The organism is Rhizobium sp. MHM7A (assembly GCF_005862215.1).
Classification (GTDB): domain Bacteria; phylum Pseudomonadota; class Alphaproteobacteria; order Rhizobiales; family Rhizobiaceae; genus Rhizobium; species Rhizobium bangladeshense.
On the sequence record NZ_VCHT01000021.1, the window covers coordinates 18,191 to 32,050 of the forward strand.

At 60.1% G+C, this 13,860-nt stretch carries 16 protein-coding genes and 1 pseudogene; 11 read left to right on the forward strand and 6 right to left on the reverse strand.

What is annotated here, in order from left to right; translation table 11 throughout:
- Positions 1 to 14: 14 nt before the first annotated feature.
- Entirely contained in the window at positions 15 to 692 is a 678-nt protein-coding gene (locus FFR93_RS36365; RefSeq protein WP_138396744.1) for an HAD family hydrolase, read from the reverse strand.
- Between the two features lie 219 nt (positions 693 to 911).
- Positions 912 to 1,113, reverse strand: a pseudogene (locus tag FFR93_RS42100) (hypothetical protein); the annotation flags it as partial.
- 179 nt (positions 1,114 to 1,292) lie between these two features.
- Here FFR93_RS42100 and FFR93_RS36375 point away from each other — a divergent pair.
- Both FFR93_RS36375 and FFR93_RS36380 read left to right on the forward strand, forming a co-directional pair.
- A complete protein-coding gene (locus FFR93_RS36375) occupies positions 1,293 to 1,619 on the forward strand; it encodes a hypothetical protein (protein WP_064709154.1) in 327 nt (108 codons plus the stop codon).
- Between the two features lie 163 nt (positions 1,620 to 1,782).
- Positions 1,783 to 3,234, forward strand: a complete 1,452-nt coding sequence (locus tag FFR93_RS36380; RefSeq protein WP_138396745.1) for a deoxyribodipyrimidine photo-lyase — start codon at positions 1,783 to 1,785, stop codon at positions 3,232 to 3,234.
- A 75-nt stretch (positions 3,235 to 3,309) separates the two neighbouring features.
- Here FFR93_RS36380 and FFR93_RS36385 read toward each other — a convergent pair whose 3' ends face one another.
- Both FFR93_RS36385 and FFR93_RS36390 read right to left on the reverse strand, forming a co-directional pair.
- Positions 3,310 to 4,146, reverse strand: coding sequence for an SDR family NAD(P)-dependent oxidoreductase (locus FFR93_RS36385; protein ID WP_138396746.1), 837 nt, complete (start codon positions 4,144 to 4,146; stop codon positions 3,310 to 3,312).
- Between the two features lie 98 nt (positions 4,147 to 4,244).
- Positions 4,245 to 4,904: a ChrR family anti-sigma-E factor gene (locus FFR93_RS36390; RefSeq protein ID WP_171049325.1), complete on the reverse strand. Its 660-nt coding sequence runs from the start codon at positions 4,902 to 4,904 to the stop codon at positions 4,245 to 4,247.
- A gap of 222 nt (positions 4,905 to 5,126) precedes the next feature.
- Here FFR93_RS36390 and FFR93_RS36395 point away from each other — a divergent pair, with 222 nt between their 5' ends.
- From FFR93_RS36395 to FFR93_RS36415, 5 genes are all read left to right on the forward strand, one after another.
- Positions 5,127 to 6,164 carry a cysteine synthase A gene (locus FFR93_RS36395; protein WP_138396747.1) on the forward strand — a complete coding sequence of 346 codons (1,038 nt, stop codon included), beginning with the start codon at positions 5,127 to 5,129 and terminating at the stop codon, positions 6,162 to 6,164.
- A gap of 6 nt (positions 6,165 to 6,170) precedes the next feature.
- Positions 6,171 to 6,908: an alanyl-tRNA editing protein gene (locus FFR93_RS36400; RefSeq protein ID WP_138396748.1), complete on the forward strand. Its 738-nt coding sequence runs from the start codon at positions 6,171 to 6,173 to the stop codon at positions 6,906 to 6,908.
- A gap of 14 nt (positions 6,909 to 6,922) precedes the next feature.
- On the forward strand, positions 6,923 to 7,792 hold the full coding sequence (gene sseA / locus FFR93_RS36405; protein ID WP_138396749.1) for a 3-mercaptopyruvate sulfurtransferase: 870 nt from the start codon (positions 6,923 to 6,925) through the stop codon (positions 7,790 to 7,792).
- 5 nt (positions 7,793 to 7,797) lie between these two features.
- Positions 7,798 to 8,358 (forward strand): GNAT family N-acetyltransferase, encoded by a 561-nt coding sequence (locus tag FFR93_RS36410; RefSeq protein WP_064709159.1) that lies wholly within the window; start codon positions 7,798 to 7,800, stop codon positions 8,356 to 8,358.
- Between the two features lie 162 nt (positions 8,359 to 8,520).
- Positions 8,521 to 9,696, forward strand: coding sequence for an MFS transporter (locus tag FFR93_RS36415; RefSeq protein ID WP_064709200.1), 1,176 nt, complete (start codon positions 8,521 to 8,523; stop codon positions 9,694 to 9,696).
- Positions 9,697 to 9,742: 46 nt separating this feature from the next.
- Here FFR93_RS36415 and FFR93_RS41155 read toward each other — a convergent pair whose 3' ends face one another.
- Positions 9,743 to 9,910 (reverse strand): hypothetical protein, encoded by a 168-nt coding sequence (locus FFR93_RS41155; RefSeq protein WP_171049326.1) that lies wholly within the window; start codon positions 9,908 to 9,910, stop codon positions 9,743 to 9,745.
- 93 nt (positions 9,911 to 10,003) lie between these two features.
- Here FFR93_RS41155 and FFR93_RS36420 point away from each other — a divergent pair, with 93 nt between their 5' ends.
- Positions 10,004 to 10,516, forward strand: a complete 513-nt coding sequence (locus FFR93_RS36420) for a DUF1203 domain-containing protein (protein WP_138396750.1) — start codon at positions 10,004 to 10,006, stop codon at positions 10,514 to 10,516.
- A 16-nt stretch (positions 10,517 to 10,532) separates the two neighbouring features.
- Here the strand turns inward: FFR93_RS36420 and ald are convergent, their stop codons facing one another.
- Complete coding sequence (gene ald / locus FFR93_RS36425; RefSeq protein WP_138396751.1) at positions 10,533 to 11,651, reverse strand: alanine dehydrogenase; 1,119 nt, start codon at positions 11,649 to 11,651, stop codon at positions 10,533 to 10,535.
- Between the two features lie 157 nt (positions 11,652 to 11,808).
- On the opposite strand from ald, the gene FFR93_RS36430 reads away from it, so the two are divergent.
- The 3 genes from FFR93_RS36430 to FFR93_RS36440 all read left to right on the forward strand — a co-directional run bounded on the left by FFR93_RS36430 (position 11,809) and on the right by FFR93_RS36440 (position 13,806).
- A complete protein-coding gene (locus FFR93_RS36430; protein WP_064709162.1) occupies positions 11,809 to 12,270 on the forward strand; it encodes an Lrp/AsnC family transcriptional regulator in 462 nt (153 codons plus the stop codon).
- 72 nt (positions 12,271 to 12,342) lie between these two features.
- Positions 12,343 to 13,254, forward strand: a complete 912-nt coding sequence (locus FFR93_RS36435; protein ID WP_138396752.1) for a DMT family transporter — start codon at positions 12,343 to 12,345, stop codon at positions 13,252 to 13,254.
- A gap of 147 nt (positions 13,255 to 13,401) precedes the next feature.
- A complete protein-coding gene (locus tag FFR93_RS36440; protein ID WP_138396753.1) occupies positions 13,402 to 13,806 on the forward strand; it encodes a PilZ domain-containing protein in 405 nt (134 codons plus the stop codon).
- Positions 13,807 to 13,860 lie beyond the last annotated feature (54 nt).

Genomic DNA, 13,860 nt, shown 5'->3' on the forward strand with positions numbered 1-13,860 from the left:
CGGTCGGCTGGATGTCAAGCCGGCTTCGCACCGACGAACATTTTGTGGCCGGCCGAGATGCGAACGGCGATCTCATTGTAGGAAGAGATGCTCGGATGCGGTGTTTCCATCTTATGGTGATGGGTCGCCGTAACCACCATGACATCGGCGCCCGCCGCCTCGCCGGCCTTAATGCCGGCTGCGACATCCTCAAATACCAGACAATCCTGCGTGCTGACACCAAGGCGTTCGGCGCCGAGAATATAACATTGCGGATCGGGCTTGCCGACCGCCACATCCTCCGCCGTCACCATGAATTTCGGCAACGGCAGGCCGGCCGCTTCGAGCCGGCGGCGGGCGAGGCGCAATGGCGAAGAGGTGACGATCGCCCAGCGCTCCGGCGGTAACGAACTGAGGAAGGCGGCCGCGCCTGGAATGGCAACGACATCGCCGACATCAGCAATTTCGGCCTCGGTCACCAGCCGTGCTTCGTATTCGGGATCGACGCCTGGCAGGTTCAGCCGGGTAATCGTGTCAATGCCGCGCGATCCATGCATCTTCGGCAAGAAGGTTGCGACATCGAGTCCATGGCGTCTTGCCCAGTCGCTCCAAACCCGCTCGGCGGCGAGAATCGAATTGAGGATGGTGCCGTCCATGTCGAACAGGAAGGCGGCATAGGGCTTCTCGAAGCCATGGGGCATCGGCGGGTGCAAGGGCGGATCTCGTCAAGGAGGAGTGTCGGATGGTTGTCGCTGTCGACGATGAAACGGCAAATTGCTGCGTTTTGCAAGCCTCGGAAACACCTTGACGCGAGATCTGTTTTAGAAGGCCGTCGTACCCGAGGTGGCAATCAAATCGCAGGGAGACGCGCAAGCCTATCCGGTCTGGCACAGTTGTTTGGAGCGGTCTGGGAGTTCCTACGCCGTGAGCGGGTCAGCGCGGAGATCGGCCATTTCTGCGGGGTCGATGCGCATCGGGACTGCGGTCCATAGCGGGCGGCCGACAACAATCGCTGAGATACCCGCCTTCTCGCCACCCACGGCCGCCAATGCGACCGCTTCAGCCTGCCGTCAGGGCGAGTGCAAGCGCAATCTGCAGCCCAAGATCTGCGGCCTCGCGTGGAGCAACGAACATAGGGGCCTTGCCATGCCACCAAGGCAGGCGGCGTGGCCGATCCAGCGGCTTCGCCCGTTAAGGTTTAAGCGTGACAATGCAAGGCTCGCGTGCAGGTTTCTCAAAAATATCGGAACAATGATTCCTCCAGGTGGTTACCCAGAGGTCATCCATGATGAAAATCAAAGGAGGATATCCTCATGACCAAATCTCTTATTGCCGCTTCGTTGCTTGCGATCGGCATGGCGTCGTCAGCCTTTGCCCAGTCGAACCCTGATCCTATCGGACCGACCAATGGCGGATCGACCGATCCGAGTTCGCCTAATTATTCTTCCGATTACACTAACAGCGACAATGGTATTCGTCCTGTCCAAGTCGCACCCGTTGATCCGACCACGACACAAAGCATCCGCCAGCCGCAGACGATGGAATGCGCCGGCATGCCGCAGCAGGGTACCGGTATCGACACGCGCGGCGGTCAGAGCGGCGCCTCGATCAGCGAAGCCTGCCGCGAATACGACAACTGACCAGGTTATCACCCGGTTTAAAACACAACGCTCAGAGAGGCCGGCATATGCCGGCCTTTTTCATGTCATGGCGGAAAAAGCTCCCCGCGCATGAAACCTTTGACCCGAGCGTTGCGTACATCCGTACTCGGCTGAAACTAACGCGAGCACGGAATTGGTTTCATTGGCAAACAATGCGGAAAAACCTGTCATCCTGTGGTTTCGAAAGGATTTGCGCCTGGACGATAATCAGGCTCTCAACGCCGCCCACGTCTCCGCTCGGCCAATCATCCCTCTTTACATCAACGAGCCAAGGGCAGCAGGTACAGGTCCGCTCGGCGCAGCCCAAGCCTGGTGGCTTCATCATTCGCTGGATGCGCTCGGCAAATCGCTGCGTTCGCGGCAAGGACGGCTGGTGCTTGTAAGCGGTGAGGCGCTCGATGTGCTTCGGGCGGTTATCAGGGAAAGCGGCGCCGATGCTGTCTTCTGGAACCGCCGCTACGACCCATCTGGTCTTTCGATCGACGTCCGCATCGAGCACGAACTGGAAAAGCAGGAAATCCAGACGAGAAGCTTCGGTGGCCAGCTGCTGCATGAACCATCCAGGCTGATGAGCGGGAAGGGTGCGCCGTACCGCGTCTACGCGCCATTCTGGCGGGCACTCGAGCGAGCGGGCGAACCTGGGCCGCCACTCGACGCGCCTGCGTCGCTGCGGCTGGCATCGCGGCTTCCGACCTCTGAAAGGCTGGAGAGCTGGAAGCTACTGCCTGCGAAACCGGACTGGGCGAAGGAGTTCGCCGATGTCTGGATGCCTGGCGAGCAGGGCGCACAGGTGAGACTCGGCACCTTCATCGAAGACGCGCTCAATGGCTATAAGGAAAACCGCGACTATCCTGCGAAGCCGGCGACATCGATGCTGTCGCCGCATTTGGCGTTCGGCGAGATCTCCCCTGCCCGCATCTGGGATGCGACTCGCGGTCTGGCGGAACGGGTACCGAGGGCCGATATCGTGCATTTCCGCAAGGAGATAGCCTGGCGCGAATTCTCCTATCACCTGCTTTTCCACTTTCCCAAACTGGCATCTGAGAACTGGAACGGTCGTTTTGACGGGTTCGAATGGCACAACAGCGGCGAGGACTTCGAGGCATGGCGTCGCGGCAAGACCGGCTATCCGATCGTCGACGCCGGCATGCGCCAGCTCTGGCGCCACGGCTGGATGCACAATCGCGTGCGCATGATTGTCGCTTCCTTCCTTGTCAAGGACTTGATGATCGACTGGCGTTCCGGCGAAGCTTGGTTTCGCGATACGCTGGTCGATGCCGACCCCGCCAACAATGCCGCGGGCTGGCAATGGGTGGCGGGTTCGGGAGCCGATGCCTCGCCTTTCTTTCGCATCTTCAACCCGGTGCTGCAGGGCGAAACCTTCGATCCCGAAGGGGACTATGTCAGAACCTATGTGCCGGAGCTTCGAGAGCTCGAGGCGAAATACATCCACCGGCCCTTCGAGGCGCCGAAGCGTGTGCTCGAGGAAGCCGGCATTGTTCTTGGCGAGACCTATCCGAAACCGATCGTCGATCACGCCGGTGCCCGAAACCGAGCACTGGCCGCCTACAAGGCTATATCGAACGGGGGATAAACGCGCACATCCGTCCGCAGCTAGCCGATCTACGAAACGCCGCCTCCGGCTTCCGAATGTCAGGCGCGCCGTTGATCATTCCGCAGGGTGCGGCATCACCGGATGGTGATCATCCAGCGGCGGCCGCTGCCGCCAGCCCGTCAGGTGGTTCATCAATGGAAAATAAGCGCCATAGGGGAGCAGACGCGCCAGCTTCAGCATTGTGGCAAAGCGCCGGGGGAAAGCGATCTCGAAAGCCTGCGATTTCAGCCCGGCGGCAATCTGGCAGGCAGCTTTCTCGGAGGAGATCAGCGCCGCCCGCATCGGAAGGGCGCTCTTCCCCATCGTCGGCGTGTCAACGAAGCCCGGGCTGATGAGCTGAATGCGAATGCCCATCTTGTCGAGATCGAATTTCAGGCTTTCGGCCATGTTGATCAACGCCGCCTTGGTTGCGCCATAGGCAGCCCCCGTCGGCAGGCCGCCATAACCGGTGACGGAAGAGACGATGGCGATCTGTCCCTGCCCTTTCGCCTTCATATGGCGGATCGCCGGCAACAGACAGTTCACGACGCCGGAAAGATTGACGGCAAAGCTTTTTTCGAAAGCGGCGCGGTTCAGGTCCTCCGCGTAGACCGGCAGGTTGACACCGGCATTGAGGATTGCCATGGCGAGCGTGCCATACTCATATTCGATGGAGGCAAGGACATGTTCCATGTCCTCGGCATCGCTGACATCACCGTCGAGGACTATAATGCTGCCGGAAAGGCCCCTGGCTTCGGCCTGCAGCTCGACCAGCTTTTCGTGGCTTCTGGCGGTGACGGCGACCTTGTATCCTTCGCCGGCAAGTTTCAGCGCAAGCGCCCGGCCAATACCCGAGCTCGCGCCCGAGATCCAGACGATTCCATGTTCGGGACGGGCGATGAAATCACGCATGACATGCTCCTCCGGCTCTGCCTGACCAACACGAAAACAGGTCCGGAAGTTTTTGCGCCTCCCGGATTTATGGCTCTATCACACCATTGTGGCTGCTTTCAGCCGATGAGGTCGCCGATCATCTGACGGAAGGATCCGGTCAGTCGGACAGGTCCATCTGAAACGGCGAAAGCTATGCAAGGCCTGTCCTTTTCAGCAACAGGCCGGTGATCGACAGTCTCGTCGGCAATCGAGATGTCGCCGGGGCCGAAATGGCCGCGCTCATCGTTGAAAGCCCCATCGAGAACCAGGATCAGCTCCATGCCTTTATGAGTGTGCGCCGGCAAGGCGCGACCAGGGCGGATCCACATCAGACGGACCTCGCAGCCCTCCCTGTCGAGTGAATATTCCTTAAGGCCGGGCAGCCGCCTGCGCCAGGGAACATCCTGGAGCTCGAAGCCGACAAGATCCCACAACGCCCGGGGAAACAGCGCAGTTTCGGATCTCCCGATCGTCTGCGGCCTAAGATCGGGAGAGCTGGAGGAGAAGATTGCCGCAAGCCGCTGCTCGCGGTGGGCAATGGCGGCTTCCGGCGTGTTTTCCAGCGCCTCTCCGGCCAGTAGCTCGAGCGCGTTCACCAGGCTGCGATTGCCCGGCTTCATTTCGAGATGCGAGCATACGAGCACCCGCGCCGGCTCGGGCAAAGAGCCGGCGACATAGTGCGCCATCAATGCATCGATCGTGTCGATCTGCTCGTGAACCATGTCGGTTTCGGCCAAGCCCGCTACCGTGCTGCGTTGTCGCTTTGTCGTCATCCGTACGGGTAAAGTCAATCTTCGGATCACCACGGCACGGTAGGATCGCACTCTCGGGCCATTTCCAGCGAGGAGAGGGAAATTTTATCGTGACCGTAAGGGCCGTGGAATAGCATTTCTTGCCAACACAGCCTTGTGAAGGGAAAAGACCGTTCCTAAAGTAAGAGTTCGAAAGAGGCAGATCCCATGACCTTCCATCCCTCCGTCCTCGAAGCCATCGGCAATACGCCCCTGATCAAACTCAAGGGCGCCTCCGCGGCAACCGGCTGCGCCATTCTCGGCAAGGCGGAGTTCCTGAACCCCGGCCAGTCGGTCAAGGACCGTGCCGCCCTCTACATTATCCGCGACGCGGAGCGAAAGGGGCTGCTTCGACCTGGCGGCGTCATTGTCGAAGGCACGGCCGGCAATACCGGCATCGGGCTGACGCTGGTCGCCAAGGCGCTCGGCTACCGCACCGTCATCGTCATCCCGGAAACGCAGAGCCAGGAAAAGAAGGACGCGCTGAAACTGCTGGGCGCCGAGCTCGTCGAGGTGCCGGCCGTTCCCTACAAGAACCCGAACAACTACGTGAAAGTATCCGGCCGACTTGCCGAACAAATGGCGAAGACCGAACCGAATGGGGCGATCTGGGCGAACCAGTTTGATAACGTCGCCAACCGACAGGCTCATATCGAAACGACCGCGCCGGAAATCTGGAACGATACCGGAGGCAAGATCGACGGCTTTATCTGCTCAGTGGGCTCCGGGGGCACGCTGGCGGGTGTCGCCGCAGGACTCAAGACTTTCAAGCCGGACGTCAAGATCGGGATTGCCGATCCCGACGGCGCCGCCCTCTATGAGTTCTATCAAAACGGCACGCTGAAATCCGAGGGATCATCCATTACTGAAGGTATCGGCCAGGGCCGCATCACCGCCAATCTCGAGGGTTTTACCCCCGATTACGCCTATCGAATTTCCGATGCCGAAGCTCTTCCCTATCTTTTCGACCTCGTCGAAAACGAGGGGCTGTGCCTCGGCGGCTCGACAGCGATCAACATTGCCGGTGCGGTCAATCTCGCCCGGGATCTCGGACCCGGTCACACGGTGGTGACAATCCTCTGCGACTACGGCAACCGTTATCAGTCGAAGCTCTTCAATCCGGATTTCCTCAAGTCGAAGGGACTGCCCGTTCCGGCCTGGATGACTGCTTCGTCCGAGATACACGTTCCCTACGAGCCCGTGTGAGACCTCATGCCCGTCAATGCCCTCTATCGCGACGACTTCTATCTCTCGACGTGCGAGGCGGTCGTGACCGCCGTTCACGACGACGGGGGCATCGAGCTCAACCAGACCTGCTTTTATGCTACATCGGGCGGCCAGCCAGGCGACACTGGCCAACTTGAACGTGCCGACGGCACCAAGATCGCACTCGGCCAGACGAAACACGGCGCCGGCAAAGACGTCATCATCCATGTGCCGCTCGAAAACGAGCCGCGGCCGGAGGTTGGCGAGACGCTAGTGCTGCATGTCGATTGGCCGCGCCGCTACCGGCTGATGCGCATGCACACGGCCTGCCACCTGCTGTCGGTCATCTGCTCCTATCCGATCACCGGCGCCGCCGTCGGCGAGGAGGAAAGCCGCGTCGACTTCGACATGAGCGAGACAATCGACAAGGACGAGGTAACGGCCAAACTGATGGAGCTGGTCGGCCAGAACCATCCAGTCTATTTGCAATGGATCACCGACGACGAGCTGGCGGCCAATCCCGACATCGTCAAATCGAAGAACGTGCGCCCGCCAATGGGGCTCGGCCGGGTCAGTCTCGTCTGCATCGGCGAGAACTCCTCGATTGACAGCCAGCCCTGTGGCGGCACACATGTCTCGGAGACGCAGGAAGTCGGCCAGATCCATATCGCCAAGATTGAAAAGAAGGGCAAGGAGAACCGACGCTTCCGCATCCGCTTCGGCACGCCCGGCGAAGAAGCCTGACAAGGGAGACCATAATGACTGAGAGCAAGAGCCGTTTCGTCGTCTCGGCCGAATGGCTGCAGGCCGAGCTCGGCAAGCCGGATCTGCGCGTGCTGGACGCCTCCTTCTATCTGCCGGCGCAGAAGCGCGACGCCGATGCCGAATATTCGGCGGGCCATATTCCCGGTGCCGTCCGCTTCGATCAAGAAAAGATCGCCGACCACTCGACGGCACTGCCACACACAATCCCCTCGCCTGACTTTTTCGCCGCCGAAGTCGGCCGGCTGGGCATCAGCGAGAGTGATCGCATCGTCGTCTATGACGGTATCGGCCTGTTTGCCTCGCCGCGCGTCTGGTGGCTGTTCCGGGTGATGGGGGCAAAGAATGTCTTCGTGCTCGACGGCGGTCTAGACGGTTGGAAAGCCGAGGACCGTCCACTCGAAACCACCACACCCAATCCTGCTCCGGCGACCTTCACTCCGAACTTCGACGAGAGCCGCGTCGTGACGCTCGAGACCATGCGCGACATCGTCTCGAGCGGCGCGATGCAGATCGCCGATGCCCGCAGCGCCGGCCGCTTCGCCGCTACCGAACCGGAGCCGCGTGCCGGCATGCGCCCAGGCCATATGCCCGGCGCCCGAAGCCTGCCGTCCGGCGTCTTCGCAAACCAGGGTCGGTTCAAATCGCTGCCTGAACTCAGGCAGACGATCGAAGAGGCAGGCATTGATCTCTCCAAGCCGGTCGTCACCTCCTGCGGCTCGGGAATCACGGCCGCGATTATCACGCTGGCTTTGGAATCCCTCGGCCATCAAGACAACAAGCTTTATGACGGTTCATGGAGCGAATGGGGCAGCCGTGACGATACGCCTGTTGTCACCGGTCCGCCGACGCCGGCCAAAGCCTGACTGCCATGGGAAAGACGCCCGCTTCGCTTAAAGCCCATATCACCCGTCTCGAGATGACGGCGCCGCCGAAGGCGAGCATGCCGGTGCCCGTCAATATCCAGACGGCCATCATGCGAGCGCCAGGCATACCACTACCCTTCTACCGCTATCTTTACCGGCAGGTAGGCGCGCGCTGGCAGTGGGTCGACCGGCTGCGCATGAGCGACGCGCAGCTGGCGGAAACGCTGAACGACAAGCGCAACAATATCAGCGTCCTCTACGTAAACGGCGCACCGGCCGGCTTCTACGAATATTTCTGTGAAGACGAGGATACGATCGAACTCAGCCATTTCGGCCTGATCGAACATGCGCTCGGGCTCGGCATCGGCAAATGGTTTCTGCTGCAGGCACTCTATGCCATCTGGGCGCTCGATCCGAAGCGCGTCACCACGACCACCAATAATCTCGACCATCCGCGCGCACTGCAGCTCTATCAGATGTACGGCTTCTCCCCTGTCTCGACCGGCACCGGCATCGTGCGGCCGCTGAGTGATAAGGAGCTTCTGGAGATTGCGCGGAAAAGCTGACGTTGCTGCCGAAGGTGGGCTTCATGCTGACAGCAGCTGTCAGCAGCGGTGTAGATAATCCGGAAGCCGCCGGTTTCTGAACCTGCCGCCATCTCAACGGAAGCCTCGCTATGACGGTATCAGTTGGGCTTCAATCCATATCCGATCGGAGCAGGTCCCGAGATGAAGCCACACCACCGCATTTTCTTCATCCAGTTTGCAGTCGCCCTTTCCGTGGGTGCTTTTCTCTCGCGCCTGCCTGATCTTCAGCGCAAATTCGGCCTCACCGAGGGCGAGCTCGGGCTTTTGCTCGCTGTCATGTCATTGGGAGTTCTCTGCGGGCTGACATTTTCGGTGAGGATCATCGAGAGGCTCGGTGCGCGCACCACAGCTTTCGTCACGGTGTTCGGCGCATCCCTGTTTTTCTCGGTGATTTCCTGGATGCCTTCAGCTCTCCCGGCCATTCCATTCTTCTTCATCGCCGGTCTATTCACCGGCGCATTCGAGATCAATGCCAATATCGAAACCGACCGCCACGAGGCGCTGCTTGGATATCGCATCATGAGCCGCGCGCACGGCATGTGGAGCCTCGGCTTCTGCATGACTGCTCTTGTCGCCGCCGGCATGCGGCAGGCCGACATCTCCATCGAGCTGCACATCTTCCTCATCCTCCTGATCGTGCTGATTTCGGGCTCGATCGTGTTCTCGAAAATCGAAACCGCACCCCCACGGCTGGACGCGCACTCCGGAGAAATCCCCCTCATCGCTTTTCCGACAATGGGGCTGTTGCCGCTTTGCCTGATAGGCGCAGCACCGCTCCTGGCTGAAGGCGCGAGCGTGGATTGGTCGGCGATCTATATGCGTGACGTCTTTGCGGCCGAACCTTTCATCGGCGGGCTCAGCGTGACGATATTCTCCCTCTGCATCGCGATCGGACGGCTTGCAATGGATCCAGTCATCGACCGCTTCAATCCGCACCTGGTCGCGATAGTCCTTCTCACAATCGTCGTCTTAGGGCTTCTGATGGTCGCGACGGCGGCACACCCACTCATAGCGCTCATAGGCTTCGGCCTGACCGGTATCGGCTGCTCGTCGGTCTATCCGCTTGCCATCTCCGCTGCGGCGCGCCGCACGGACCGACCGGCTCCTGTCAACGTCGCAGCGCTTGGGCAGACAACCTTCCTCGTGTTTTTCGCCGGCCCACCCCTGCTTGGCTTCATTGCCGAATATTTCGGTATCCGCTTTTCCTATTGGGCGGTGGTCCCCGTCGTCGTCACCGCTCTTTGGATCACAAAGGCGCTTGCCGCTGCTCCCATGCCAGCCACAGGAGAGCCGCAACCTGTTCAGTCCCAAGGCTGACGTGGCTGGGCTTCAGCGTGGAAATCGGTCGCGCAAGCGGAAGCAGCTAACGCTGCGTAAGGCTGCTTGGGCGGCGTGGATCATTGCGGCGCTCGAAATCGAGCGTGCGGTCCAACTGCTCCTTCAGTTCCGCCAGTTCCCGGCGGAAAGCCCTGAGTTCATCCAATATCTGAGCATTTTGCTGCGCCAGCAGCGCCAAGTCCACCTGGGCCAAGGCACGTCTCCTTTATGATCCCGCTTCGCAAGAAACGGGTGGCTTACAGATGGATGCGGGTGCATTTCATGGCAATTACAAAGGAGATTTGTCATGACCGCCATCCGTTTTGTCGCCATGCCGACCAGTGACGCCGAGCATCTCTGGAACGGCGGACGTGACGCTTATGACAGGCTGCCCGAGACGATGGTTTCAGATGGTGACGGTAACCCTTGTCGCCATTGTTTGAAGAATATCGACGAGGGCGAGGAGTTGCTCGTCTTTGCCTATCGGCCTTTCCAAGAATTGCAGCCCTATGCCGAAACTGGACCGATCTTCCTGCATAAAAAACAGCCCTGCCGACGTTACACCGCCGAGGAGGTCCAGCCGCCGATGCTGACGATGAGCCCCGATTTCATCGTCCGCGGCTACAGTGCCAATGATCGAATCATCTATGGCACAGGTGCGGTGACCGATTTCGACCGGATCCCGGCCTATGCCGAGACACTGCTGGCACGAGGCGACATCGCCTATGTGCATGTACGTTCAGCACGCAACAATTGCTTCCAGTGCCGGATCGAAAAGGCAAAAGCGCCGATCCTTGAGGAGACCGGCGCCCTTGCCTGAACTTGGGTGAGGTATTTTACGCTACATTCAATACGCTCTCCGGGGCGAAGGCCTCATAGCCGAGCGCTTCCGCGACGGGCTTGTTGGTGATGCGGCCCTTGTGCACGTTGAGACCATTTCTCAGGTGCTTATCTTCGGCAATGGCGCGAAGGCCGCGGTCGGCAAGTGCAAGCCCGTGGACCAGCGTGGCATTGTTCAGCGCATGCGCCGAAGTGACCGGCACTGCGCCGGGCATATTAGCGACGCAATAATGCACGACCCCCTCGACCTCATAGGTAGGATCCGAATGGGTGGTCGCATGCGAGGTTTCGAAGCAGCCGCCCTGGTCGATGGCGACGTCAACGATCACGGCGCCCCTCTTCATGCCGGACAACATCTCGCGGGTGACGAGCTTCGGAGCGGCAGCACCCGGAATCAACACGGCGCCGATGATGAGATCGGCCGAAAAGACCTCCTCTTCCAGCGCCTGAATGCTGGAATAACGGGTGTGGACACGGCCTGCGAAGATGTCGTCAAGTTGACGCAGGCGCGGCAGGGACTTGTCGAGAATGCTGACGTCGGCGCCCAATCCGGCGGCCATTCTGGCGGCATGCAGGCCGACCACGCCGCCGCCGATGACTGCCACCTTGGCCGGCAGTACGCCGGGCACGCCGCCGAGCAGCACGCCGAGGCCGCCATTGGCCTTCTGCAGGGCAGTCGCTCCAGCCTGAATCGACAGGCGGCCGGCAACCTCGGACATCGGCGCCAGCAGCGGCAGACCACCGCGCTCGTCGGTCACCGTCTCATAAGCGATTGCGGTGACGCCGGAGGCGAGAAGACCCTTGGTCTGGTCGGGATCGGGCGCCAGATGCAGATAGGTGTAGAGCAGCTGACCATCGCGAAGCTGCGCCCATTCGGCGGGCTGCGGCTCCTTCACTTTCACGATCATGTCGCACTTTTCGAAGATATCCTTGGCGGAGCCGGCAATCTTCGCGCCAGCCGCGGCATAGGCGGCATCATCGGCACCGATGCCGGCGCCCGCCTTGGTCTCGACCCAGACCTCGTGGCCGTGGGCCACATATTCGCGCACCGAAGCAGGCGTCAGGCCGACGCGATATTCATGATTCTTGATTTCCTTCGGGCAACCGACACGCATTTCGGGTTCCTCTCACTTTGTCTCCGCGATCGCGGATCTCCTCTGCAACTGAATCCAACCATCAAGGTTGCGAAATGTCCTTGCAAAGACGGTTTGCGCAGACGCGGTTTTTCGGTGATTATTGCACCTTCACATATTGTTTTCGAAGGTTCTTCGAATGGCCGATCTCGATACTATTGATCTTGCGATTCTGAAGGTTTTGCAGGCCAACGCCCGTATCACCAATGCCGACCTCGCTGAAAGGATCGGGCTTTCCCCTTCGGCCTGTTCCCGGCGGCTCGATATTCTTGAAAGAAGCGGCGTTATCGACGGCTACCATGCTCGGCTTTCGCACAAGGCGCTCGACTTTAAGATGATCGCCATCGTGCATATTTCCCTTTCGGGCCAGTTCGCCAAGACGCTGGCGGAGTTCGAGTCGGCTGTGAAGCTCTGCCCGAATGTGCTCGTCTGTTACCTGATGTCGGGCGAATATGACTACATCCTCAGGGTCGCCGCCCGTGACCTCGAAGACTACGAGCGTATCCATCGCGATTGGCTGTCGGCCCTTCCCCATGTGGTCAAGATCAATTCGAGCTTCGCGCTCAGAGAAATCATCGACAGGCCGAATGTGGGGCTTTGAGGCCTTGCTTATTTTCCGAATGCCTGACCAGACTTTCGCTGCGCGCGGGCGTCTCCCGCTTATTGGCATGTGATGAAATCGAAGACCCACGGCTATATTTTCGCCCTGTTGGCGCTCACCATCTTTTCGCTGCAGGACGCCATCTCCAAACACCTGGCATCGACCTATCCGCCGATCTTCGTGACGATGATCCGCTACTGGGCCTTCGGTCTTTTCACAATCATTCTCGCTTCGAAGATGCGCGGCGGTCTCAAGGCGACCGCCCGCACCAAACGCCCCGCCCTGCAGGTGGCGCGCGGCGTGCTGCTTGCAGTCCAGGTGGTTCTGGCCATCACCTGTTTTGCTGTGATCGGCCTTGCCCGTTCACAGGCGATCTTTTCCGCGACGCCGATCCTGATCGCACTGCTGGCAATGCCGATCCTCGGCGAGCGGGTCGGTTGGCGGCGGTGGGCGGCAATAGGCGCCGGGCTTTTCGGGGTGCTGCTGATCCTGAAGCCGGAAGGTGATTTCTTCGATGTGAAGTTGCTTCTCGCTGTCCTTTCCTGCTTCAATTTCGCCTTCTACGTCATCGCTACGCGACTCGTGAGCCGAGACGATCCTTCGATGACCAGCTTCTTCTATACCGGCGTCGTCGGCGCCGTCGCGATGACGCTTATCGGGCCGTTCTACTGGAGCTGGATGTCGTCAGGCGACTGGGGCTGGATGGCGCTCGTCTGCATGACCAGCATTTCCAGCCACTATTTCCTGATCCGCGCCTACGACAGTCTCGATGCCGCCGCTGTCCAGCCGCTGACCTATCTGTCCCTCGTCTACGCTTCGATCATCGGGGTGACTATCTATGGCGAAACGCTCAGTCTCAACACGATCGTCGGCTCGGCGATCGTCGTCGCCGCCGGCATCTTTACGGTGTGGCGCGAGCATGTCGTGGGACGCATGGCTTCCAAAGCCTGCGGCACCGCGTCGGACTTAGGCGACGCCGGTTAGCCGCTCCTGCGACGTGGGTTCTGCTGCACGCATCTCACCGACACGGATTAAAGCCAATTGGCGCTTTCACTGCAATTTTAGCCACGCCACTAAAACCATTTCAATTTTCCACCGCTATGCTCCCTCACCGTATCCAAGGGAGAACATATGAGCCGCAACCTGAAAATCACGGCACGAAAGACCGACCGCAAGAACTGCCGCGTCTTCGGCAGCGTCAAGTATTTGAACAGTGAGGTGGATGTCCGCATTCTCAATCTGTCCGCGACCGGCGCCGCCTTGGAGACGAAGGAGCCTTTGCAGGCGGCTTCCGGCAGCAAGGTGCGTATCGAAGCCGAAAATCTCGGGCTGCTTGAAGGTATCATCCGTTGGAAACACAATGGCCGCATCGGCATCCAATTCGATGTGAACTCGAATGCGCGAGCGCAGATCTCCTCCTATTTCCGCTTTTTCCATAAGGAAATACGGCCGGTCCTGGCGGTACGGCAATTGGCCACCTCCAGACCCAGCGGCGAACGCTTGCCGCAGCGGGCGGCCTTGCCGGCGAAACGCTAAGGCGGCCCCCGTCTTTCGGAGCAGTCGCGGCAGCGCGCTTCCACAGCGAACCTC

Excerpts from the sequence above, each read along its gene's own strand:
- FFR93_RS36375 (WP_064709154.1), top strand. The coding sequence starts at position 1,293 with ATGACCAAATCTCTTATTGCCGCTTCGTTGCTTGCGATCGGCATGGCG.
- FFR93_RS36385 (WP_138396746.1), bottom strand. The coding sequence starts at position 4,146 with ATGCGTGATTTCATCGCCCGTCCCGAACATGGAATCGTCTGGATCTCG.
- FFR93_RS36395 (WP_138396747.1), top strand. The coding sequence starts at position 5,127 with ATGACCTTCCATCCCTCCGTCCTCGAAGCCATCGGCAATACGCCCCTG.
- FFR93_RS36400 (WP_138396748.1), top strand. The coding sequence starts at position 6,171 with ATGCCCGTCAATGCCCTCTATCGCGACGACTTCTATCTCTCGACGTGC.
- sseA (WP_138396749.1), top strand. The coding sequence starts at position 6,923 with ATGACTGAGAGCAAGAGCCGTTTCGTCGTCTCGGCCGAATGGCTGCAG.
- FFR93_RS36410 (WP_064709159.1), top strand. The coding sequence starts at position 7,798 with ATGGGAAAGACGCCCGCTTCGCTTAAAGCCCATATCACCCGTCTCGAG.
- FFR93_RS36415 (WP_064709200.1), top strand. The coding sequence starts at position 8,521 with ATGAAGCCACACCACCGCATTTTCTTCATCCAGTTTGCAGTCGCCCTT.
- FFR93_RS36420 (WP_138396750.1), top strand. The coding sequence starts at position 10,004 with ATGACCGCCATCCGTTTTGTCGCCATGCCGACCAGTGACGCCGAGCAT.
- ald (WP_138396751.1), bottom strand. The coding sequence starts at position 11,651 with ATGCGTGTCGGTTGCCCGAAGGAAATCAAGAATCATGAATATCGCGTC.
- FFR93_RS36430 (WP_064709162.1), top strand. The coding sequence starts at position 11,809 with ATGGCCGATCTCGATACTATTGATCTTGCGATTCTGAAGGTTTTGCAG.
- FFR93_RS36435 (WP_138396752.1), top strand. The coding sequence starts at position 12,343 with ATGAAATCGAAGACCCACGGCTATATTTTCGCCCTGTTGGCGCTCACC.
- FFR93_RS36440 (WP_138396753.1), top strand. The coding sequence starts at position 13,402 with ATGAGCCGCAACCTGAAAATCACGGCACGAAAGACCGACCGCAAGAAC.